The sequence below is a fragment of the Halalkalicoccus paucihalophilus genome (assembly GCF_001593955.1).
GTDB lineage: Archaea > Halobacteriota > Halobacteria > Halobacteriales > Halalkalicoccaceae > Halalkalicoccus > Halalkalicoccus paucihalophilus.
The window spans coordinates 91,290-104,318 of sequence record NZ_LTAZ01000007.1 but is presented as its reverse complement, the minus strand read 5'-3'; the positions used below and the strand labels follow the sequence as shown (position 1 = coordinate 104,318).

The following is a 13,029-nucleotide window of genomic DNA, read 5'->3' as shown; positions in this document are numbered from 1 at the left end:
CGACCTCACTCGGTAACGCGCGCGACCGACGTGATCGCGATGTCGGGGTCGTAGGAGGGCCCCATCAGTCGGTGTTCGACCTCCTCGAAGCCGGCCTCGGTGAACATCCGGTCTGCCTCCTCGGCGTCGTAAAACAGCATGATCGAATCGGCGACCTTCTGCATGATTCCCGTTTTCGGGTAGTTCGGACCGACGACGAGCACCTGCCCGCCCGGTTTCGTCACCCGGCGGATCTCCGCGAGAGTGGCGACGGGGTCGGGCCAGTACTCGATCGAACCCGACGACCAGACGACGTCGAAGCTGTCGTCGGCGAAGGGGAGGCGTTCGGCGTCGCCCAGATAGAACTTCACGGGGTCGTGCTTGCCGAGCTTCGCCCACGCCTTCTCGAGCTGGTGAGGGCTCTGATCGAGGCCGTGGACGTCATCGCTCTGTTGGAGCAGTCCCTCGGTGGCGAAGCCGGTGCCACAGCCCACGTCGAGGACCCGATCCGTCTCGTCGATGTCGAGCATCGAGAGAGCCTGTCCGCGCATCGCCTCGTTCCAGATGAAGGGGTTGACCCGGTCGTAGACCTTCGAGAGGTACTTGTAGAACAGCCGCGCCCGCGCCTTGTTTTCGAGGACTCCCATCGGCGGCGTGTTGGGTTCGTGTTCATTTAATCCCCTCTCTTCGACGCGACCACCGAAATACACACGGACCGGGGCGGCGATGCTCGGATATGGCAACCGACGACATCGAACCACCACGACTCGCCCGCGAGCAGGTCCTCACGGTTCCCGACGAGCGCTTCTCGACCGAGAACGTCGCCATCGTCACCGGCGCGGCCTCGGGGATCGGGCGGACGACCGCGCTCGTGCTCGCACACAACGGGCTGACCGTCTGTGCGACTGACGTCGACGAGGACGGGCTCGACGAGACCACGGACCGTCACGCCGACCTCGACCTCGACGGGCGGATCGTGACGACGCCCGGAGACCTGACAGACGACACCGCCTTGGAGGCGATCGTCGAGGCCGCAAGCGAGGAGGGTACTGTTCGATATCTCGCGAACATCGCCGGCATTCAGCACGTCGCGCCGATGGAGGAGTTCCCACTGGAGAAGTACGACCTGATGCACCGGCTGATGCTTCGTGCGCCGATGGTGCTCTCGAAGCTCTGTCTACCACACATGCGCGAGGCCGGCGGCGGCGCGGTCGCGAACATGTGTTCGATCCACGGTCATTACGTCACCCGGGACAAGGTCGCGTACAACGTCGCGAAGTTCGGGCTTCGGGGGCTGACCCAGTCGATCGCCGCCGAGGGCGAGGGCGACGTGCGCGCCTTCTCGCTGAGCACCGCCTACGTGAAGACGCCGCTCGTGGTGAACCAGATCGCCGACACCGCAGAGAACCGCGGGATCACGGAGCGGGAAGTCGTCGAGGACGTGATGCTCGGGGAGGCACGGGTCACGGAGCTGATGGACCCCGTCGAGGTGGCGAACGTCTTCGCCTTCGGGCTCTCGAAGCACGGTCGATTCCTCGACGGCGGGGACCTGCTGTTCGATGGCGGGTATACGCTGACGTACTGAGCCTCTGGGCTCTCTTTTCGCAACTCCCTTATAGCCCGTCATGCAACCTACCTCCTGATTACAGTATGCCGAGGCCAGAGGTTTTAGACCGGATCAAAGAGGCCGAAGCGGAGGCCGACGAGATCGTCGCCGAGGCCGAACGCGAGCGCGAGGAGCGCATCGCCGAGGCCCGCGCCCGAGCGGAGGACATCCGCGAGGAGGCGCGCGAGGAGGCGAACGATCTCGCCGAAACACGCCTCGAAGAGGCCCGCGAGGAGATCGACGCCGAGCGAGAGGAGATCCTCGCCCGGGGCGACGAGGAACGCGAGGCCCTCGAATCGCGTTCCGCGGGGCGCAAAGACGAGGTCGTCGAGTACGTCGTGTCCCGGTTCGAGGAGGCGGTGCATGCTCAGACCTGAGCGGATGAGCAAGGTCTCGGTGACGGGCGCAAAGCGGGTGATGGACGACGTCATCGAGACCGTCCACGGGCTCAACCTCGTCCACATGGTCGATTACGACGACCGGTGGGAGGGGTTTCGACCCGGCAATCCGTCCCCCGAAGCCGAGGGCATCTCCGAGACGCTGGTGACGGTGCGTGCGATCGAGAGCATCCTCGACGTCGACGAGGAGGACGCCGGCCCGAGCCGGATCGTCACGGACGAGGAGATGGACACCGAAATCGAGGAGGTCCGGGCCCGCGTCAACGAACTCGACGACCGACGGGCCGAACTCCGGGAGGAACGCCGCGGGATCGACGAACGGCTCTCGTCGGTTCGTCCCTTCGCGACCCTCGGGATCGACCTCGACCTGCTGTCGGGCTACGACTCACTCGAAACCCGCGTCGTCGAGGGCGACGAGGCCGAGATCCGCGAGGCGCTTTCGACCGCTGAGGGTATCAGCGAGTTCGAGACCTTCGCCGAGGACGGCGTCGTCGCGATCTTCGTCTACCCCGAGGCGGGCCACGAGGACGTTCTGGACGACGCGCTCGTCGGCGTCGAGGTCACGCCGTATTCGGTTCCCGACGCCGAAACGAGCCCCGAGGAGTACACCGCCGACCTCGAACGCAGGAAGGGGGAGATCGACTCGAAGCTCTCGGACCTCGACGGCGAGATCGAGGAGCTAAAACTCGACGTCGCGGGCTTCCTGCTCGCGGTCGAAGAACAGCTCTCGATCGACGTCGAGAAGGCCGAGGTGCCCCTCTCGTTTGCGACGACGGACCGCTCCTTTATCGCGGAGGGCTGGGTCCCGACCGACCGCTACGGCGAACTCGAAACCGCCCTCGACGCCGAGGTCGGCGAGCACGTCGAGTGCGAGGAGCTCGAACGGGTCGATTACGACGACGTCGCGTCCGGGCACGGTCACGCCCACGACGAGGAACCCGGCGATACGGGCGACACAGAGCGCCAGCCCGCGACCGCCGCCGACGGCGATGGCGCTCGCGAAGTCCGCTCGGACGGCGGTGAGCCCCGCCCCGATGGCGGCCGGACCGCGAGCGAGTCGAGCATGCACGGCGACGAGCCGCCGGTCATCCAGGACAACCCCGGCTACGCGAAGCCGTTCGAGTCGCTGGTCAGCATCATCAACCGTCCCAAGTACTCCGAGTTCGACCCGACGATCTTCCTCTTTCTGACGTTCCCCGCGTTCTTCGGGTTCATGATCGGGGACGTCGGCTACGGCATCCTTTACATGGCGATGGGTTACGGGCTCTATCGGGGCTTCGACAGCGACATGCTCCGCAGTCTGGGCGGTATCGGCATCTGGGCCGGTATCTTCACCTTCGTTTTCGGTATCCTCTACGGTGAGATATTCGGCTTCCATATCATCGCCGACGTGCTCTGGGGCGGCTCCGCGCCCATCCACAAGGGACTCCAGCCCTACCACGGCAACTGGGCGTTGGGCTGGCTCGTCCTGAGCCTCCTGATCGGCATGCTCCACTTGGCGATCGGGTGGGTCCTGGACTTCGTCGAGAACTACCAGAGCCACGGCTTCGGTGATGCACTCGGTGAGAGCGGCTCGTGGCTGCTGATGCTCTTCGGCGTCTGGTCGTGGATCTTCGCCGGCACACCTCCCTTCGGCGCCGCACCCAGTCTGCTGTACGGCCCAGAGAGCGTCTTCGCCGGCAACCCGTTCCCGCTTGGCTTTGCCGGCTTCCCGACGGTAGTCGGCTTCGTGGGCCTAGTGGCGTTCTTCGCCGGCCTCGTCCTCCTGGTGCGGGCAGACCCCGTCGAGGGCGTCGAGTTCCTGAACGTCTTGGTCAACGTCCTCTCGTACACCCGGATCGCCGCGGTCCTGTTGGCGAAAGCCGGAATGGCCTTCGTCGTCAACCTGCTCGTCTTCGGCGTCTTCGTGGTCGGTGAGGGCGAGGAGGCCGAGTGGCACTTCGGGACCGGTCACGCCCCGAGTTACTACCTCGAACAGGGGACCTACCACGGACACGAAGTCACCGAGGTCATGTTCGGCGGTCTGTTCCACTCGGGCATCGGCGGCATCCTGGCGGGCATCCTCATTCTCGTCGTCGGCCACCTGTTCGTGCTCGTATTGGGTGTCACGAGCGCCGGCCTGCAGGCAGTCCGTCTGGAGTACGTCGAGTTCTTCGGGAAGTTCTACGACGGCGGCGGGGAGACCTACGAGCCGTTCGGCACCGACCGAACGCACACGACCGAGTAACTTCCCCGGCGCGTTTCTTTCGAGCCCTATGCTACCAGTTTGCGTGGGGTACAGCGGGTCTGCGTCGTTTTTTTTAACAAGTTTTATGATGGCACTGGGGCGAACTACGGACTGTTCGGGTACGGAAACCCACTACACGAGATCCACCATGTACGAAATCGCCAACGCACTCGCGGACGCAGTCGTATTGCAAGCAGAAACCGGCGGCGGCGGCCCGGCTATCGAGAACACGGGGCTGGCGGCGCTTGCGGTCGGTCTGGCGGCGCTGGGTGCGGGCTATGCGGAACGCGGTATCGGTAGCGCGGCGATGGGCGCGATCGCGGAGGATCGCGATCTGTTCGGTCTCGGCCTGATCCTGACGGTCCTGCCCGAGACGCTCGTGATCCTCGCGCTGGTCGTCGTGTTCGTCGCCTGAACGCCCCCCTTTCCCTTCATCAATGAGTTTAGAAACGGTCGCAGAGGACATTCGAGACGAAGCCCGCGCGCGGGCCCGCGAGATCGAAGCTGACGCGGAGGAGCGAGCCGAAGCGATCATCGCCGAGGCCGAAGCGGACGCCGCCGAGATCGAAGCCGAGCGCGAACGCGAAATCGAGCGCCGGATCGAACAGGAGCGCGAGCAGCGACTCTCGAGTGCGAACCTCGAAGCCAAACAGAAACGCCTCGAAGCCCGCCGGAACGTCCTCGAAGACGTCCGCGAGCGGGTCGAAGCGGAGGTCGCGTCGATCGACGGCGAGCGCCGCGAGGAGCTCACCGACGAACTGCTCGCCGCCGCCGCCGCGGAGTTCGACGAGGGCGCATCGGTCAAGGTCTACGGACGGGCCGACGACGAGGCGCTCCTCGTCGCGCTGCTTGAGTCCTACGACGGCTACGAGTACGCCGGCGAGTACGACTGTCTCGGTGGCGTCGTCGCAGAGAGCGAGGCCTCACGGATCCGCGTGAACAACACGTTCGACTCGGTACTCGAAACCGTCTGGGAGGACAACCTCAAAGAGGCTAGCAGCCGTCTGTTCGAGCAATGAGCCCCAGAACGCGCACGATCGGGAGCTCGAACCCGGAGTACGTCAACGCCCGCGTTCGCGTCCGCCGCGCCGCGCTGTTCGACGAGGAGGAGTACCGTAAGCTGGTCCGGATGGGACCCAGCGAGATCGCCCGGTTCATGGAGGAGACCGAATACGAGAGCGAGATCAACGCGCTCGGCGCGCGCCACAGCGGCGTCGACCTGATCGAGTACGCGCTGCACGCGAACCTCGCGAAACACTTCGACGACCTGCTGGACTGGGCCGAGGGACGCCTCTACGAGTTTATCGCGAACTACCTCCGGAAGTTCGACGCCTGGAACGTCAAAACGGTTATTCGGGGGATCTACGCCGGGGCGGACCCGGAGACCATCGAATCGGACCTGATCCGGGCCGGCGAGTTCAGCGATCGGGAGATCGACCGCCTGCTCGAGGCGCGCTCGATCGAGGAGGTCGTCGACCAGCTACAGGGGACGATCTTCGGCGATCCCCTCGAAGCGGCCTACGAGGACTACGAGGGGACGGACACCCTCGTCCCGCTCGAGAACGCCGCCGACCGGACCTACTACGAGCACATCCTCGACAACGTCGGGGCGGTGAGCGGCGAGGCCGACGATCCGGTCACCCGCTACGCCGAGTTTCTCAGAGCGGAGATCGACTTCAGAAACGCGAGAAACGCCCTGCGACTCGCCCGGACCGGCGCGGAGATCGACCCCGGCGAGTACTTCATCGAGGGTGGGACGCTGTTCGAACGGCACGAGCTGTCGGGACTCGTCGCGAACCGCGAGGAGTTACTGGGACGGATCGAGGAGAGCACCTACGGCGACCGTCTCGACGAGGCGCTCGTCGGGCTTCGTGAGGCCGAGGGTCAGAGCCTGATCGCGTTCGAACACGCGTTAGACACCGCGCTGTCGGCGTACGCGGATCGCCTCGCGAACCGCTATCCGATGACGATCGCCTCGGTGCTGTCGTACATCCTCGCGAAGGAACGCGAGGTCGACAACATCCGGGCGATCGCCCGCGGGCGTGAGGCCGGGTTGAGCGAGGAGGAAATCACCGAGGAACTGGTGATACTATGAGCCAGGAGATCGCCGCGATCGGCAGTCCCGAGTTCACGACCGGGTTCCGACTCGCCGGGGTTCGCGTCTTCGAGAACGTCCCCGACGACGAGAAAGAAGAGGAACTCGACGAGGCCGTCTCGCGCGTGCTCGAAAACGACGAGGTCGGCATCGCGATCATGCACGAAGACGACCTCGAGTACCTCTCCCGGAAGCCGCGCCAGCGCGTCGAGACGAGCGTCGAACCGACGTTCGTCATGCTCGGCGGCGGCGCGGGAAGCGGCGGACTGCGCGGGAAGATCAAGCGCGCGATCGGTATCGACCTGATGGACGAAGACAACTGAACTACAACACACATGAGCCAAGCAACACAGACCGACATCGACGTCGTCAGTGAGGGTCGGATCGAGAGCGTGAGCGGTCCGGTCGTGACCGCGACGGATCTCGACGCCCGGATGAACGACGTCGTCTACGTCGGACAGGAAGGCCTGATGGGCGAGGTCATCGAGATCGAAGGCAACGTTACGACCATTCAGGTCTACGAGGAGACCTCGGGTATCAGCCCCGGCGGCCCCGTCAAGAACACGGGCGAGCCTCTCTCGGTCGATCTGGGGCCGGGTATGCTCGACACCATCTACGACGGTGTCCAGCGCCCGCTCGACGTCCTCGAATCGCGGATGGGCGCGTTTCTCGACCGCGGGGTCGACGCACCGGGGATCGACCTCGAGGAGACCTGGGAGTTCACGCCCGAAGTCACGGAGGGCGACGTAGTCGAGGCCGGCGACATCCTCGGCATCGTTCCCGAGACCAAAAGCGTCGACCACAAGGTGATGGTCCCGCCCGATTCGGAGGGCGGCGAGGTCACCGCGGTCGAGTCGGGCGAGTTCGACGTCACCGAGACCGTGGTCGAACTCGATTCGGGTGAGGAGATCGCGATGCGCCAGGAGTGGCCGGTCCGACAGGCGCGTCCGACCGAGAACAAACGCTCGCCGGACCGCCCGCTGGTGACCGGCCAGCGCGTTCAAGATGGTTTGTTCCCGCTCGCGAAGGGCGGGACGGCGGCGATTCCGGGCCCGTTCGGATCGGGTAAGACGGTGACCCAGCAGTCGCTCGCGAAGTTCTCGGACGCCGACATCGTCGTCTACATCGGCTGTGGCGAGCGCGGCAACGAGATGACCGAAGTCATCGACGACTTCCCGGACCTGCCGGACCCACAGACGGGCAACGCGCTGATGGCCCGGACCTGCCTCATCGCGAACACCTCGAACATGCCCGTCGCCGCCCGCGAGTCCTGTGTCTATACGGGAATCACCATCGCGGAGTTCTATCGGGACATGGGCTACGACGTCGCGCTGATGGCCGATTCGACCTCTCGGTGGGCCGAAGCGATGCGGGAGATCTCCTCACGTCTCGAGGAGATGCCCGGCGAGGAGGGCTATCCCGCCTATCTGGCGGCGCGTCTCGCGCAGTTCTACGAGCGCGCGGGGCTGTTCGAGAACATCAACGGCACCGAGGGCTCGATCTCGGCGGTCGGCGCGGTGTCGCCGCCGGGCGGGGACTTCTCGGAGCCGGTCACCCAGAACACCCTGCGGATCGTCAAGACGTTCTGGGCGCTGGACGCCGACCTCGCCGAACGGCGTCACTTCCCCTCGATCAACTGGACGGAGTCCTACTCGCTGTACAAGGACCAGCTCGACCCGTGGTTCGTCGAGAACGTCGCCGAGGACTGGCCCGAGGTTCGTCAGTGGGCGGTCGACGTCCTCGACGAGGAGAGCGAACTGCAAGAGATCGTCCAGCTGGTTGGCAAGGACGCCCTGCCCGACGACCAGCAGCTCACCCTCGAGGTCGCGCGCTACCTCCGTGAGGGCTTCCTCCAGCAGAACGCGTTTCACGATGTCGACCAGTTCTCGCCGCCGGAGAAGTCGTATCTGATCTGGCAGGCGATCAAGACGTTCAACGACGAGGCCTTTGCGGCGCTCGAAGCCGGCGTGCCCGTCGAGGAGATCACCGCCATCGACGCCGCCCCACGGCTCAACCGGATCGGCACCCAGGAGGACTACGAGGCGTACGTCGAGGAGCTTCAGGGAGACATCGAGGACCAACTCAGGGAGAAATACTGATGAAAGAGTATCAAACCATCACCGAGATCAGCGGCCCGCTCGTGTTCGTCGAGATCGACGAGCCCGTTGGCTACGACGAGATCGTCGAGATCGAGACGCCGGGCGGCGAGGTAAAGCGCGGTCAGGTACTCGAATCCCAGAGCGGCATCGCCGCGATCCAGGTGTTCGAGGGCACGACCGGAATCGACCGGAAGGCCTCCGTGCGCTTCCTGGGCGAGACGATGAAGATGCCCGTCACCGAGGACCTGCTGGGACGGGTCCTCGACGGTTCGGGCGAGCCCATCGACGGCGGTCCGGAGATCGTCCCCGAAGAACGCCAGGACATCGTCGGGGCGGCGATCAACCCCTACGCACGCGAGTACCCCGAGGAGTTCATCCAGACGGGCGTCTCGGCGGTCGACGGGATGAACACCCTCGTGCGCGGCCAGAAGCTCCCCATCTTCTCGGCGTCGGGACTGCCCCACAACGATCTGGCGCTCCAGATCGCCCGGCAGGCGACGATGCCCGAGGCCGAGACGGACGACGACTCGACGGAGGAGGAAGCCACAGACGAAGAGGAAGGAAGCGAGTTCGCTGTGATCTTCGGCGCGATGGGGATCACCGCCGAGGAGGCAAACGAGTTCATCGACGACTTCGAGCGTACCGGCGCGCTCGAACGCTCGGTGGTCTTCATGAACCTCGCGGACGATCCCTCGGTCGAACGGCAGGTCACGCCCCGACTGGCGCTGACCACGGCGGAGTACCTCGCCTTCGAGAAGGGTTATCACGTGCTCGTGATCCTCACGGACATGACCAACTACTGTGAGGCACTGCGCGAGATCGGTGCGGCCCGCGAGGAGGTGCCCGGCCGGCGTGGCTATCCCGGCTACATGTACACCGACCTCGCCCAGCTCTACGAGCGAGCGGGCCGGATCAAAGGGCGCGAGGGATCGGTCACACAGATCCCGATCCTGACTATGCCCGGCGACGACGACACCCACCCGATCCCCGATCTGACGGGATACATCACCGAGGGTCAGATCATGATGGACCGGGAGCTCAACTCCCAGGGGATCGAGCCGCCGGTGAACGTCCTGCCAAGCCTCTCCAGACTCATGGACGACGGGATCGGCGAGGGGCTGACCCGCGAGGACCACGCCGACGTCTCCGACCAGATGTACGCCGCCTACGCGGAAGGTGAGGACCTGCGCGACCTGGTGAACATCGTTGGTCGCGAGGCCCTCTCCGAGCGGGACAACAAGTTCCTCGACTTCGCGGATCGCTTCGAGAACGAGTTCGTCCAGCAGGGCTATCAGAACAACCGTGACATCGGGGAGACCCTCGATATCGGCTGGGAGCTACTGGGGATGCTCCCGAAGACGGAGCTCAACCGGATCGACGAGGAGCTCATTGAGAAGTACTACCCCGAGGACGAAAGCGAGACGAGCGAGGAGGCCGTCGGCGTCGAGGCCGACGACTGATCACCGACGACCGACGTCGTCCCCTTTCTGCGCCATTACCGGTTTCGGAACGCGCTACGCGCTATTCGCCGTCCGGCTCGTCGTCGGGAATCCGCTGTTGAAGCACGAACGGGCCGAAGTCCGCGGCCGTTCGGCGGCCGACCGTCGCGATCCGGAGCACGTAGACGAACAGCACGGCGAAGGGGCTGAACAGCGCCGTAATCGTCGAGCTGACGACGAAGGTGTAGACGTACGGGTGGAGCTCCAGTTCCAGCAAGTTGCCGTAGGCGAGAATGACGAACGCGCCGCCGACCAGCGCCGGAAAGCCGACGTACAGCAGAACCTTCGAGAGGTCCGCGAGCTCCTGTTGCATGTACACCGTCTTGAAGTACTGGCGGGCAACGTGGATGTCCCGGAGCAGCGCCTCCAGGCGACCCAGTCGGTCGTCAATCGGCCCAGAGATCTCGTCCGCGAACCGTTCCCGGATCCGGCGGACCTCCTGTAGCTGCCAGGGGTCGTCGTAGTCGAGAATGATCGAGATGACGCCGAAGGTGCCGAAGGTTGCCCCTTCGAGATCGTCGACTGCGGCGTCGTCCCTCGGCGCCGCCAAGTCGATGTAGTCCTCGACTTCTTCCCGGAGCGCCGACGACGCGTCCGCCGGCCGCTCCTCACGAAGTCCCGCAGTCACCTCGCGTTTCGTCCGGATGAGCGTCCGGAGGAACGCCGACGGCTCGACCGGGCTCGGGCTGACATCCGTATGGTCCTCGATGTCCTCCCGGTAGCGGTGTGTCTCCTCGAGTCGTTCGCGAAACGCGCCCGTCGTGCCGAACTCCGCCGAGAGGATGAGCTGGTTGATCGCGAGCACGACGGTGATGAAGGGTAGCATCCCGCCGATCAACGCCCCCCGAGAGCGCCGTGACGTCGCCGGCCTCCGACGGCGTGACGAGCCCGACCCGGACCAGAAGCAGGCTCGCCCCGAAGACGCCCGCCAACAGCAGCGCCGAGAGCAGCCCGCGATGCCCGTCGAGATAGATCCAGCGCGGAAGCTCCTCGAGGCCCAGTCGCTCGCCGATGCCCGGATCGGGCTGGGATTCGGGAGGGTCGTTACGCTCGGTCGTCTCGTCGATATCGCTCATACGTCCCCACTGTCCGCCGAACGGAAAGTGCCGTGGGATCCGGATTGATCGTCAAAAGGCCGTTCAGTCCTGCTCGTTCCAGTTGTTCTCGCCCACGACGCACGCCCCCTCCGATGAGTGCGCGTCGGTCCCGAACGAGCTACGCAGGCCCGCCAGTTCGCGGCCGATCCAGCCGTGGTTGAGGATCGCAAAGCCCGCGAACACCACGAGGAAACCCACAATCGTCACCGGGGTGATCGCCTCACCGAGGAAGACCCACCCGCCGAGTGCCGCGACGACCGGGACGAGGTAGAACGCGAGGTTCGTCCGGATCGCGCCGATCTCGTCGAGGAGGCCGAAGTACGCGATGTACGCGAGCGCCCCCGAGAAGACAGCTACATAGCCAAGCGCCACTAGACCCTCTGACGTCCACTCGATCGCGGCGAGGTGTTCGCCCTGCGAGAGAGCTAACACGTGGCAGAGCAGCGCGCCCACCGGCAGACCCCAGGCCGTGCGGGCGGTGCTCGGCATCGAGGCGTCGGCCCGCCGGATGAGCACGCCACCCAGTGCGGCCCCGATCGCGCCGAGGAGCAGGATCGCGTGAACGGGGCCGGCGCTCGTGAGCAGGTTGGCCGGATCCAGGTCGATCACGATCGCCACGCCCAGCAGCGCAACGACCATCCCGACGGCCTCCGGGGCGGAGAGCCGTTCGTCCGAGAGCAGGACGGCCGCGAACACCGGCGTCAGGATCGGATTGAGACTGAAGACGATCGAGGCGACGGCGCTCGAGACGTACTGCTGGCCGAGAAAGAGCATCGCGTTCGCCAGCCCGATCGAGAACAGGCCGGCGGCGGCGATCCCGGCGACGTCGGCGCGCGTCCTCGGGACCCACTCCTCGCGCGAGTGGGTGAGGAGGACGTAGCCGAGCAACAACACCGCTGCAATGTCGAAGCGCAGCGCGACGAACAACAGCGGCGGCATGTACTCGATGCCCGCCTTCGCCGCGACGAAGGTGCCCCCGAAGAACACCGCCGTCGCGAGGAACATGACGACGCTGCGGGTCGACGAGTCTATCGCCACCACCCCTTCGACCGAGGACGTACTAGAGGAATCATTCTCGTTCCCATATAGGCGCGTAGGACGTTTATATCTGTCCAGAAATGGATTCAACAATCGAAAGAACGGGGAAGTCGTGGAAGAGAATCGTGAAATGAATCGTTTTCACGGTACGAAACCGTTTTGATAAGTCGTCGTCGAGGGTCCGTATGGAGTCGGCGCTCGCGGAGATCGAGTTTCTCGCCCTCTCGTCGAACCGCGTCATGGTCCTCGAATCGCTCGCGGAGGAGCCACACACGCGAAGCGAGCTCGCCGACGCGACGGGCGCCTCCCAGCCGACGCTGGGGCGGATCCTCCGCGATTTCGAGGAGCGGCGTTGGATCTCTCGGACCGGACGGGAGTACGCGGCGACGGCGACGGGTCGCCTGGTCGCCGACGGCGTGACGGACCTGCTCGCGATCATGGAGACCGAGTCGAAACTGCGCCCCGTGATGGAGTGGCTCCCGGCGGACGTAATGGGGTTCGATCTCGGGCGCCTGCGCGACGCAACGATCACCGTCCCGAGCCGAACGCGCCCGAGTGCGCCGGTCAAACGGGTAAATGAGGCGCTCGAACACGCCGAAGAGGTTCGGGTCTGTTCGCACGCGTTCAATGAGGGGACCCTGAAGACCGTCCGCGAGCGGGTCGTCGCCGGCCGACAGCGCTTCAACGGGGTGTTCTCACGGGCCGCGATCGACGCGCTCGCCGAGGACGATGTCCTACGAGTTCGTCTGTGTGAACTCGCTACCGCTGAGAGTGCAACTATCCGCCGCCATCCCGAAGAGATCCCGATCGCGATCACGATCGTCGACGGCCGGGTGTACCTCCTGGTGCGCGACGACGACGGCGTGTTGCAGGCGGCGATCGACACCGACGATCCCGAGGTGCTGTCGTGGGCACGGTCGGTCCACGAGGAGTATTGGAACGCGGCGACGCCGCTTGAGCCCGACGCCCTCTAGGTCGGTCGACTGAAAAG

Annotated in this window: 14 protein-coding genes; 11 read left to right on the top strand and 3 right to left on the bottom strand. The window is 65.3% G+C overall.

The window, feature by feature from the left end:
- Window positions 1-5: 5 nt before the first annotated feature.
- Window positions 6-626, bottom strand: a complete 621-nt coding sequence (locus HAPAU_RS13345) for a methyltransferase domain-containing protein (protein ID WP_066383587.1) — start codon at window positions 624-626, stop codon at window positions 6-8.
- Window positions 627-715: 89 nt separating this feature from the next.
- Between HAPAU_RS13345 and HAPAU_RS13340 the strand changes: the two genes are divergently transcribed.
- The 9 genes from HAPAU_RS13340 to HAPAU_RS13300 all read left to right on the top strand — a co-directional run bounded on the left by HAPAU_RS13340 (window position 716) and on the right by HAPAU_RS13300 (window position 9,864).
- Window positions 716-1,564 carry an SDR family NAD(P)-dependent oxidoreductase gene (locus HAPAU_RS13340; protein ID WP_066383585.1) on the top strand — a complete coding sequence of 283 codons (849 nt, stop codon included), beginning with the start codon at window positions 716-718 and terminating at the stop codon, window positions 1,562-1,564.
- Between the two features lie 65 nt (window positions 1,565-1,629).
- Window positions 1,630-1,962, top strand: a complete 333-nt coding sequence (gene ahaH, locus HAPAU_RS13335) for an ATP synthase archaeal subunit H (RefSeq protein WP_066383583.1) — start codon at window positions 1,630-1,632, stop codon at window positions 1,960-1,962.
- Window positions 1,949-4,210, top strand: coding sequence for a V-type ATP synthase subunit I (locus HAPAU_RS13330; RefSeq protein WP_066383581.1), 2,262 nt, complete (start codon window positions 1,949-1,951; stop codon window positions 4,208-4,210). The genes ahaH and HAPAU_RS13330 overlap by 14 nt, the downstream gene beginning before the upstream one ends.
- A gap of 148 nt (window positions 4,211-4,358) precedes the next feature.
- Complete coding sequence (locus HAPAU_RS13325; RefSeq protein WP_066383580.1) at window positions 4,359-4,625, top strand: F0F1 ATP synthase subunit C; 267 nt, start codon at window positions 4,359-4,361, stop codon at window positions 4,623-4,625.
- Window positions 4,626-4,647: 22 nt separating this feature from the next.
- The gene (locus HAPAU_RS13320) at window positions 4,648-5,229 is read left to right on the top strand and encodes a V-type ATP synthase subunit E (RefSeq protein ID WP_066383571.1); all 582 of its coding nucleotides are present in this window, start codon (window positions 4,648-4,650) and stop codon (window positions 5,227-5,229) included.
- The gene (locus HAPAU_RS13315; RefSeq protein WP_066383569.1) at window positions 5,226-6,305 is read left to right on the top strand and encodes a V-type ATP synthase subunit C; all 1,080 of its coding nucleotides are present in this window, start codon (window positions 5,226-5,228) and stop codon (window positions 6,303-6,305) included. The genes HAPAU_RS13320 and HAPAU_RS13315 overlap by 4 nt, the downstream gene beginning before the upstream one ends.
- Window positions 6,302-6,628 (top strand): V-type ATP synthase subunit F, encoded by a 327-nt coding sequence (locus tag HAPAU_RS13310; RefSeq protein WP_066383566.1) that lies wholly within the window; start codon window positions 6,302-6,304, stop codon window positions 6,626-6,628. The genes HAPAU_RS13315 and HAPAU_RS13310 overlap by 4 nt, the downstream gene beginning before the upstream one ends.
- A gap of 12 nt (window positions 6,629-6,640) precedes the next feature.
- The gene (locus tag HAPAU_RS13305; protein ID WP_066383563.1) at window positions 6,641-8,404 is read left to right on the top strand and encodes an ATP synthase subunit A; all 1,764 of its coding nucleotides are present in this window, start codon (window positions 6,641-6,643) and stop codon (window positions 8,402-8,404) included.
- Window positions 8,404-9,864, top strand: a complete 1,461-nt coding sequence (locus HAPAU_RS13300; protein WP_066383561.1) for an ATP synthase subunit B — start codon at window positions 8,404-8,406, stop codon at window positions 9,862-9,864. The genes HAPAU_RS13305 and HAPAU_RS13300 overlap by 1 nt, the downstream gene beginning before the upstream one ends.
- Before the next feature lie 61 nt (window positions 9,865-9,925).
- On the opposite strand, the gene HAPAU_RS13295 is transcribed toward HAPAU_RS13300, so the two are convergent.
- Window positions 9,926-10,729 (bottom strand): hypothetical protein, encoded by an 804-nt coding sequence (locus HAPAU_RS13295; protein WP_211263576.1) that lies wholly within the window; start codon window positions 10,727-10,729, stop codon window positions 9,926-9,928.
- Between HAPAU_RS13295 and HAPAU_RS22000 the strand changes: the two genes are divergently transcribed.
- Window positions 10,716-11,027 (top strand): hypothetical protein, encoded by a 312-nt coding sequence (locus HAPAU_RS22000; RefSeq protein WP_211263575.1) that lies wholly within the window; start codon window positions 10,716-10,718, stop codon window positions 11,025-11,027. The genes HAPAU_RS13295 and HAPAU_RS22000 overlap by 14 nt on opposite strands.
- A 15-nt stretch (window positions 11,028-11,042) precedes the next feature.
- Here HAPAU_RS22000 and HAPAU_RS13290 read toward each other — a convergent pair whose 3' ends face one another.
- Window positions 11,043-12,005 (bottom strand): DMT family transporter, encoded by a 963-nt coding sequence (locus HAPAU_RS13290; RefSeq protein ID WP_066383735.1) that lies wholly within the window; start codon window positions 12,003-12,005, stop codon window positions 11,043-11,045.
- Between the two features lie 218 nt (window positions 12,006-12,223).
- Here HAPAU_RS13290 and HAPAU_RS13285 point away from each other — a divergent pair, with 218 nt between their 5' ends.
- Window positions 12,224-13,012 carry a helix-turn-helix transcriptional regulator gene (locus tag HAPAU_RS13285; protein WP_066383559.1) on the top strand — a complete coding sequence of 263 codons (789 nt, stop codon included), beginning with the start codon at window positions 12,224-12,226 and terminating at the stop codon, window positions 13,010-13,012.
- Window positions 13,013-13,029 lie beyond the last annotated feature (17 nt).

What these genes read in the sequence shown, in the direction of transcription:
- HAPAU_RS13345 (WP_066383587.1), bottom strand. Translation starts at nt 626, where the DNA reads ATGGGAGTCCTCGAAAACAAGGCGCGGGCGCGGCTGTTCTACAAGTAC.
- HAPAU_RS13340 (WP_066383585.1), top strand. Translation starts at nt 716, where the DNA reads ATGGCAACCGACGACATCGAACCACCACGACTCGCCCGCGAGCAGGTC.
- ahaH (WP_066383583.1), top strand. Translation starts at nt 1,630, where the DNA reads ATGCCGAGGCCAGAGGTTTTAGACCGGATCAAAGAGGCCGAAGCGGAG.
- HAPAU_RS13330 (WP_066383581.1), top strand. Translation starts at nt 1,949, where the DNA reads ATGCTCAGACCTGAGCGGATGAGCAAGGTCTCGGTGACGGGCGCAAAG.
- HAPAU_RS13325 (WP_066383580.1), top strand. Translation starts at nt 4,359, where the DNA reads ATGTACGAAATCGCCAACGCACTCGCGGACGCAGTCGTATTGCAAGCA.
- HAPAU_RS13320 (WP_066383571.1), top strand. Translation starts at nt 4,648, where the DNA reads ATGAGTTTAGAAACGGTCGCAGAGGACATTCGAGACGAAGCCCGCGCG.
- HAPAU_RS13315 (WP_066383569.1), top strand. Translation starts at nt 5,226, where the DNA reads ATGAGCCCCAGAACGCGCACGATCGGGAGCTCGAACCCGGAGTACGTC.
- HAPAU_RS13310 (WP_066383566.1), top strand. Translation starts at nt 6,302, where the DNA reads ATGAGCCAGGAGATCGCCGCGATCGGCAGTCCCGAGTTCACGACCGGG.
- HAPAU_RS13305 (WP_066383563.1), top strand. Translation starts at nt 6,641, where the DNA reads ATGAGCCAAGCAACACAGACCGACATCGACGTCGTCAGTGAGGGTCGG.
- HAPAU_RS13300 (WP_066383561.1), top strand. Translation starts at nt 8,404, where the DNA reads ATGAAAGAGTATCAAACCATCACCGAGATCAGCGGCCCGCTCGTGTTC.
- HAPAU_RS22000 (WP_211263575.1), top strand. Translation starts at nt 10,716, where the DNA reads ATGAAGGGTAGCATCCCGCCGATCAACGCCCCCCGAGAGCGCCGTGAC.
- HAPAU_RS13295 (WP_211263576.1), bottom strand. Translation starts at nt 10,729, where the DNA reads ATGCTACCCTTCATCACCGTCGTGCTCGCGATCAACCAGCTCATCCTC.
- HAPAU_RS13290 (WP_066383735.1), bottom strand. Translation starts at nt 12,005, where the DNA reads ATGTTCCTCGCGACGGCGGTGTTCTTCGGGGGCACCTTCGTCGCGGCG.
- HAPAU_RS13285 (WP_066383559.1), top strand. Translation starts at nt 12,224, where the DNA reads ATGGAGTCGGCGCTCGCGGAGATCGAGTTTCTCGCCCTCTCGTCGAAC.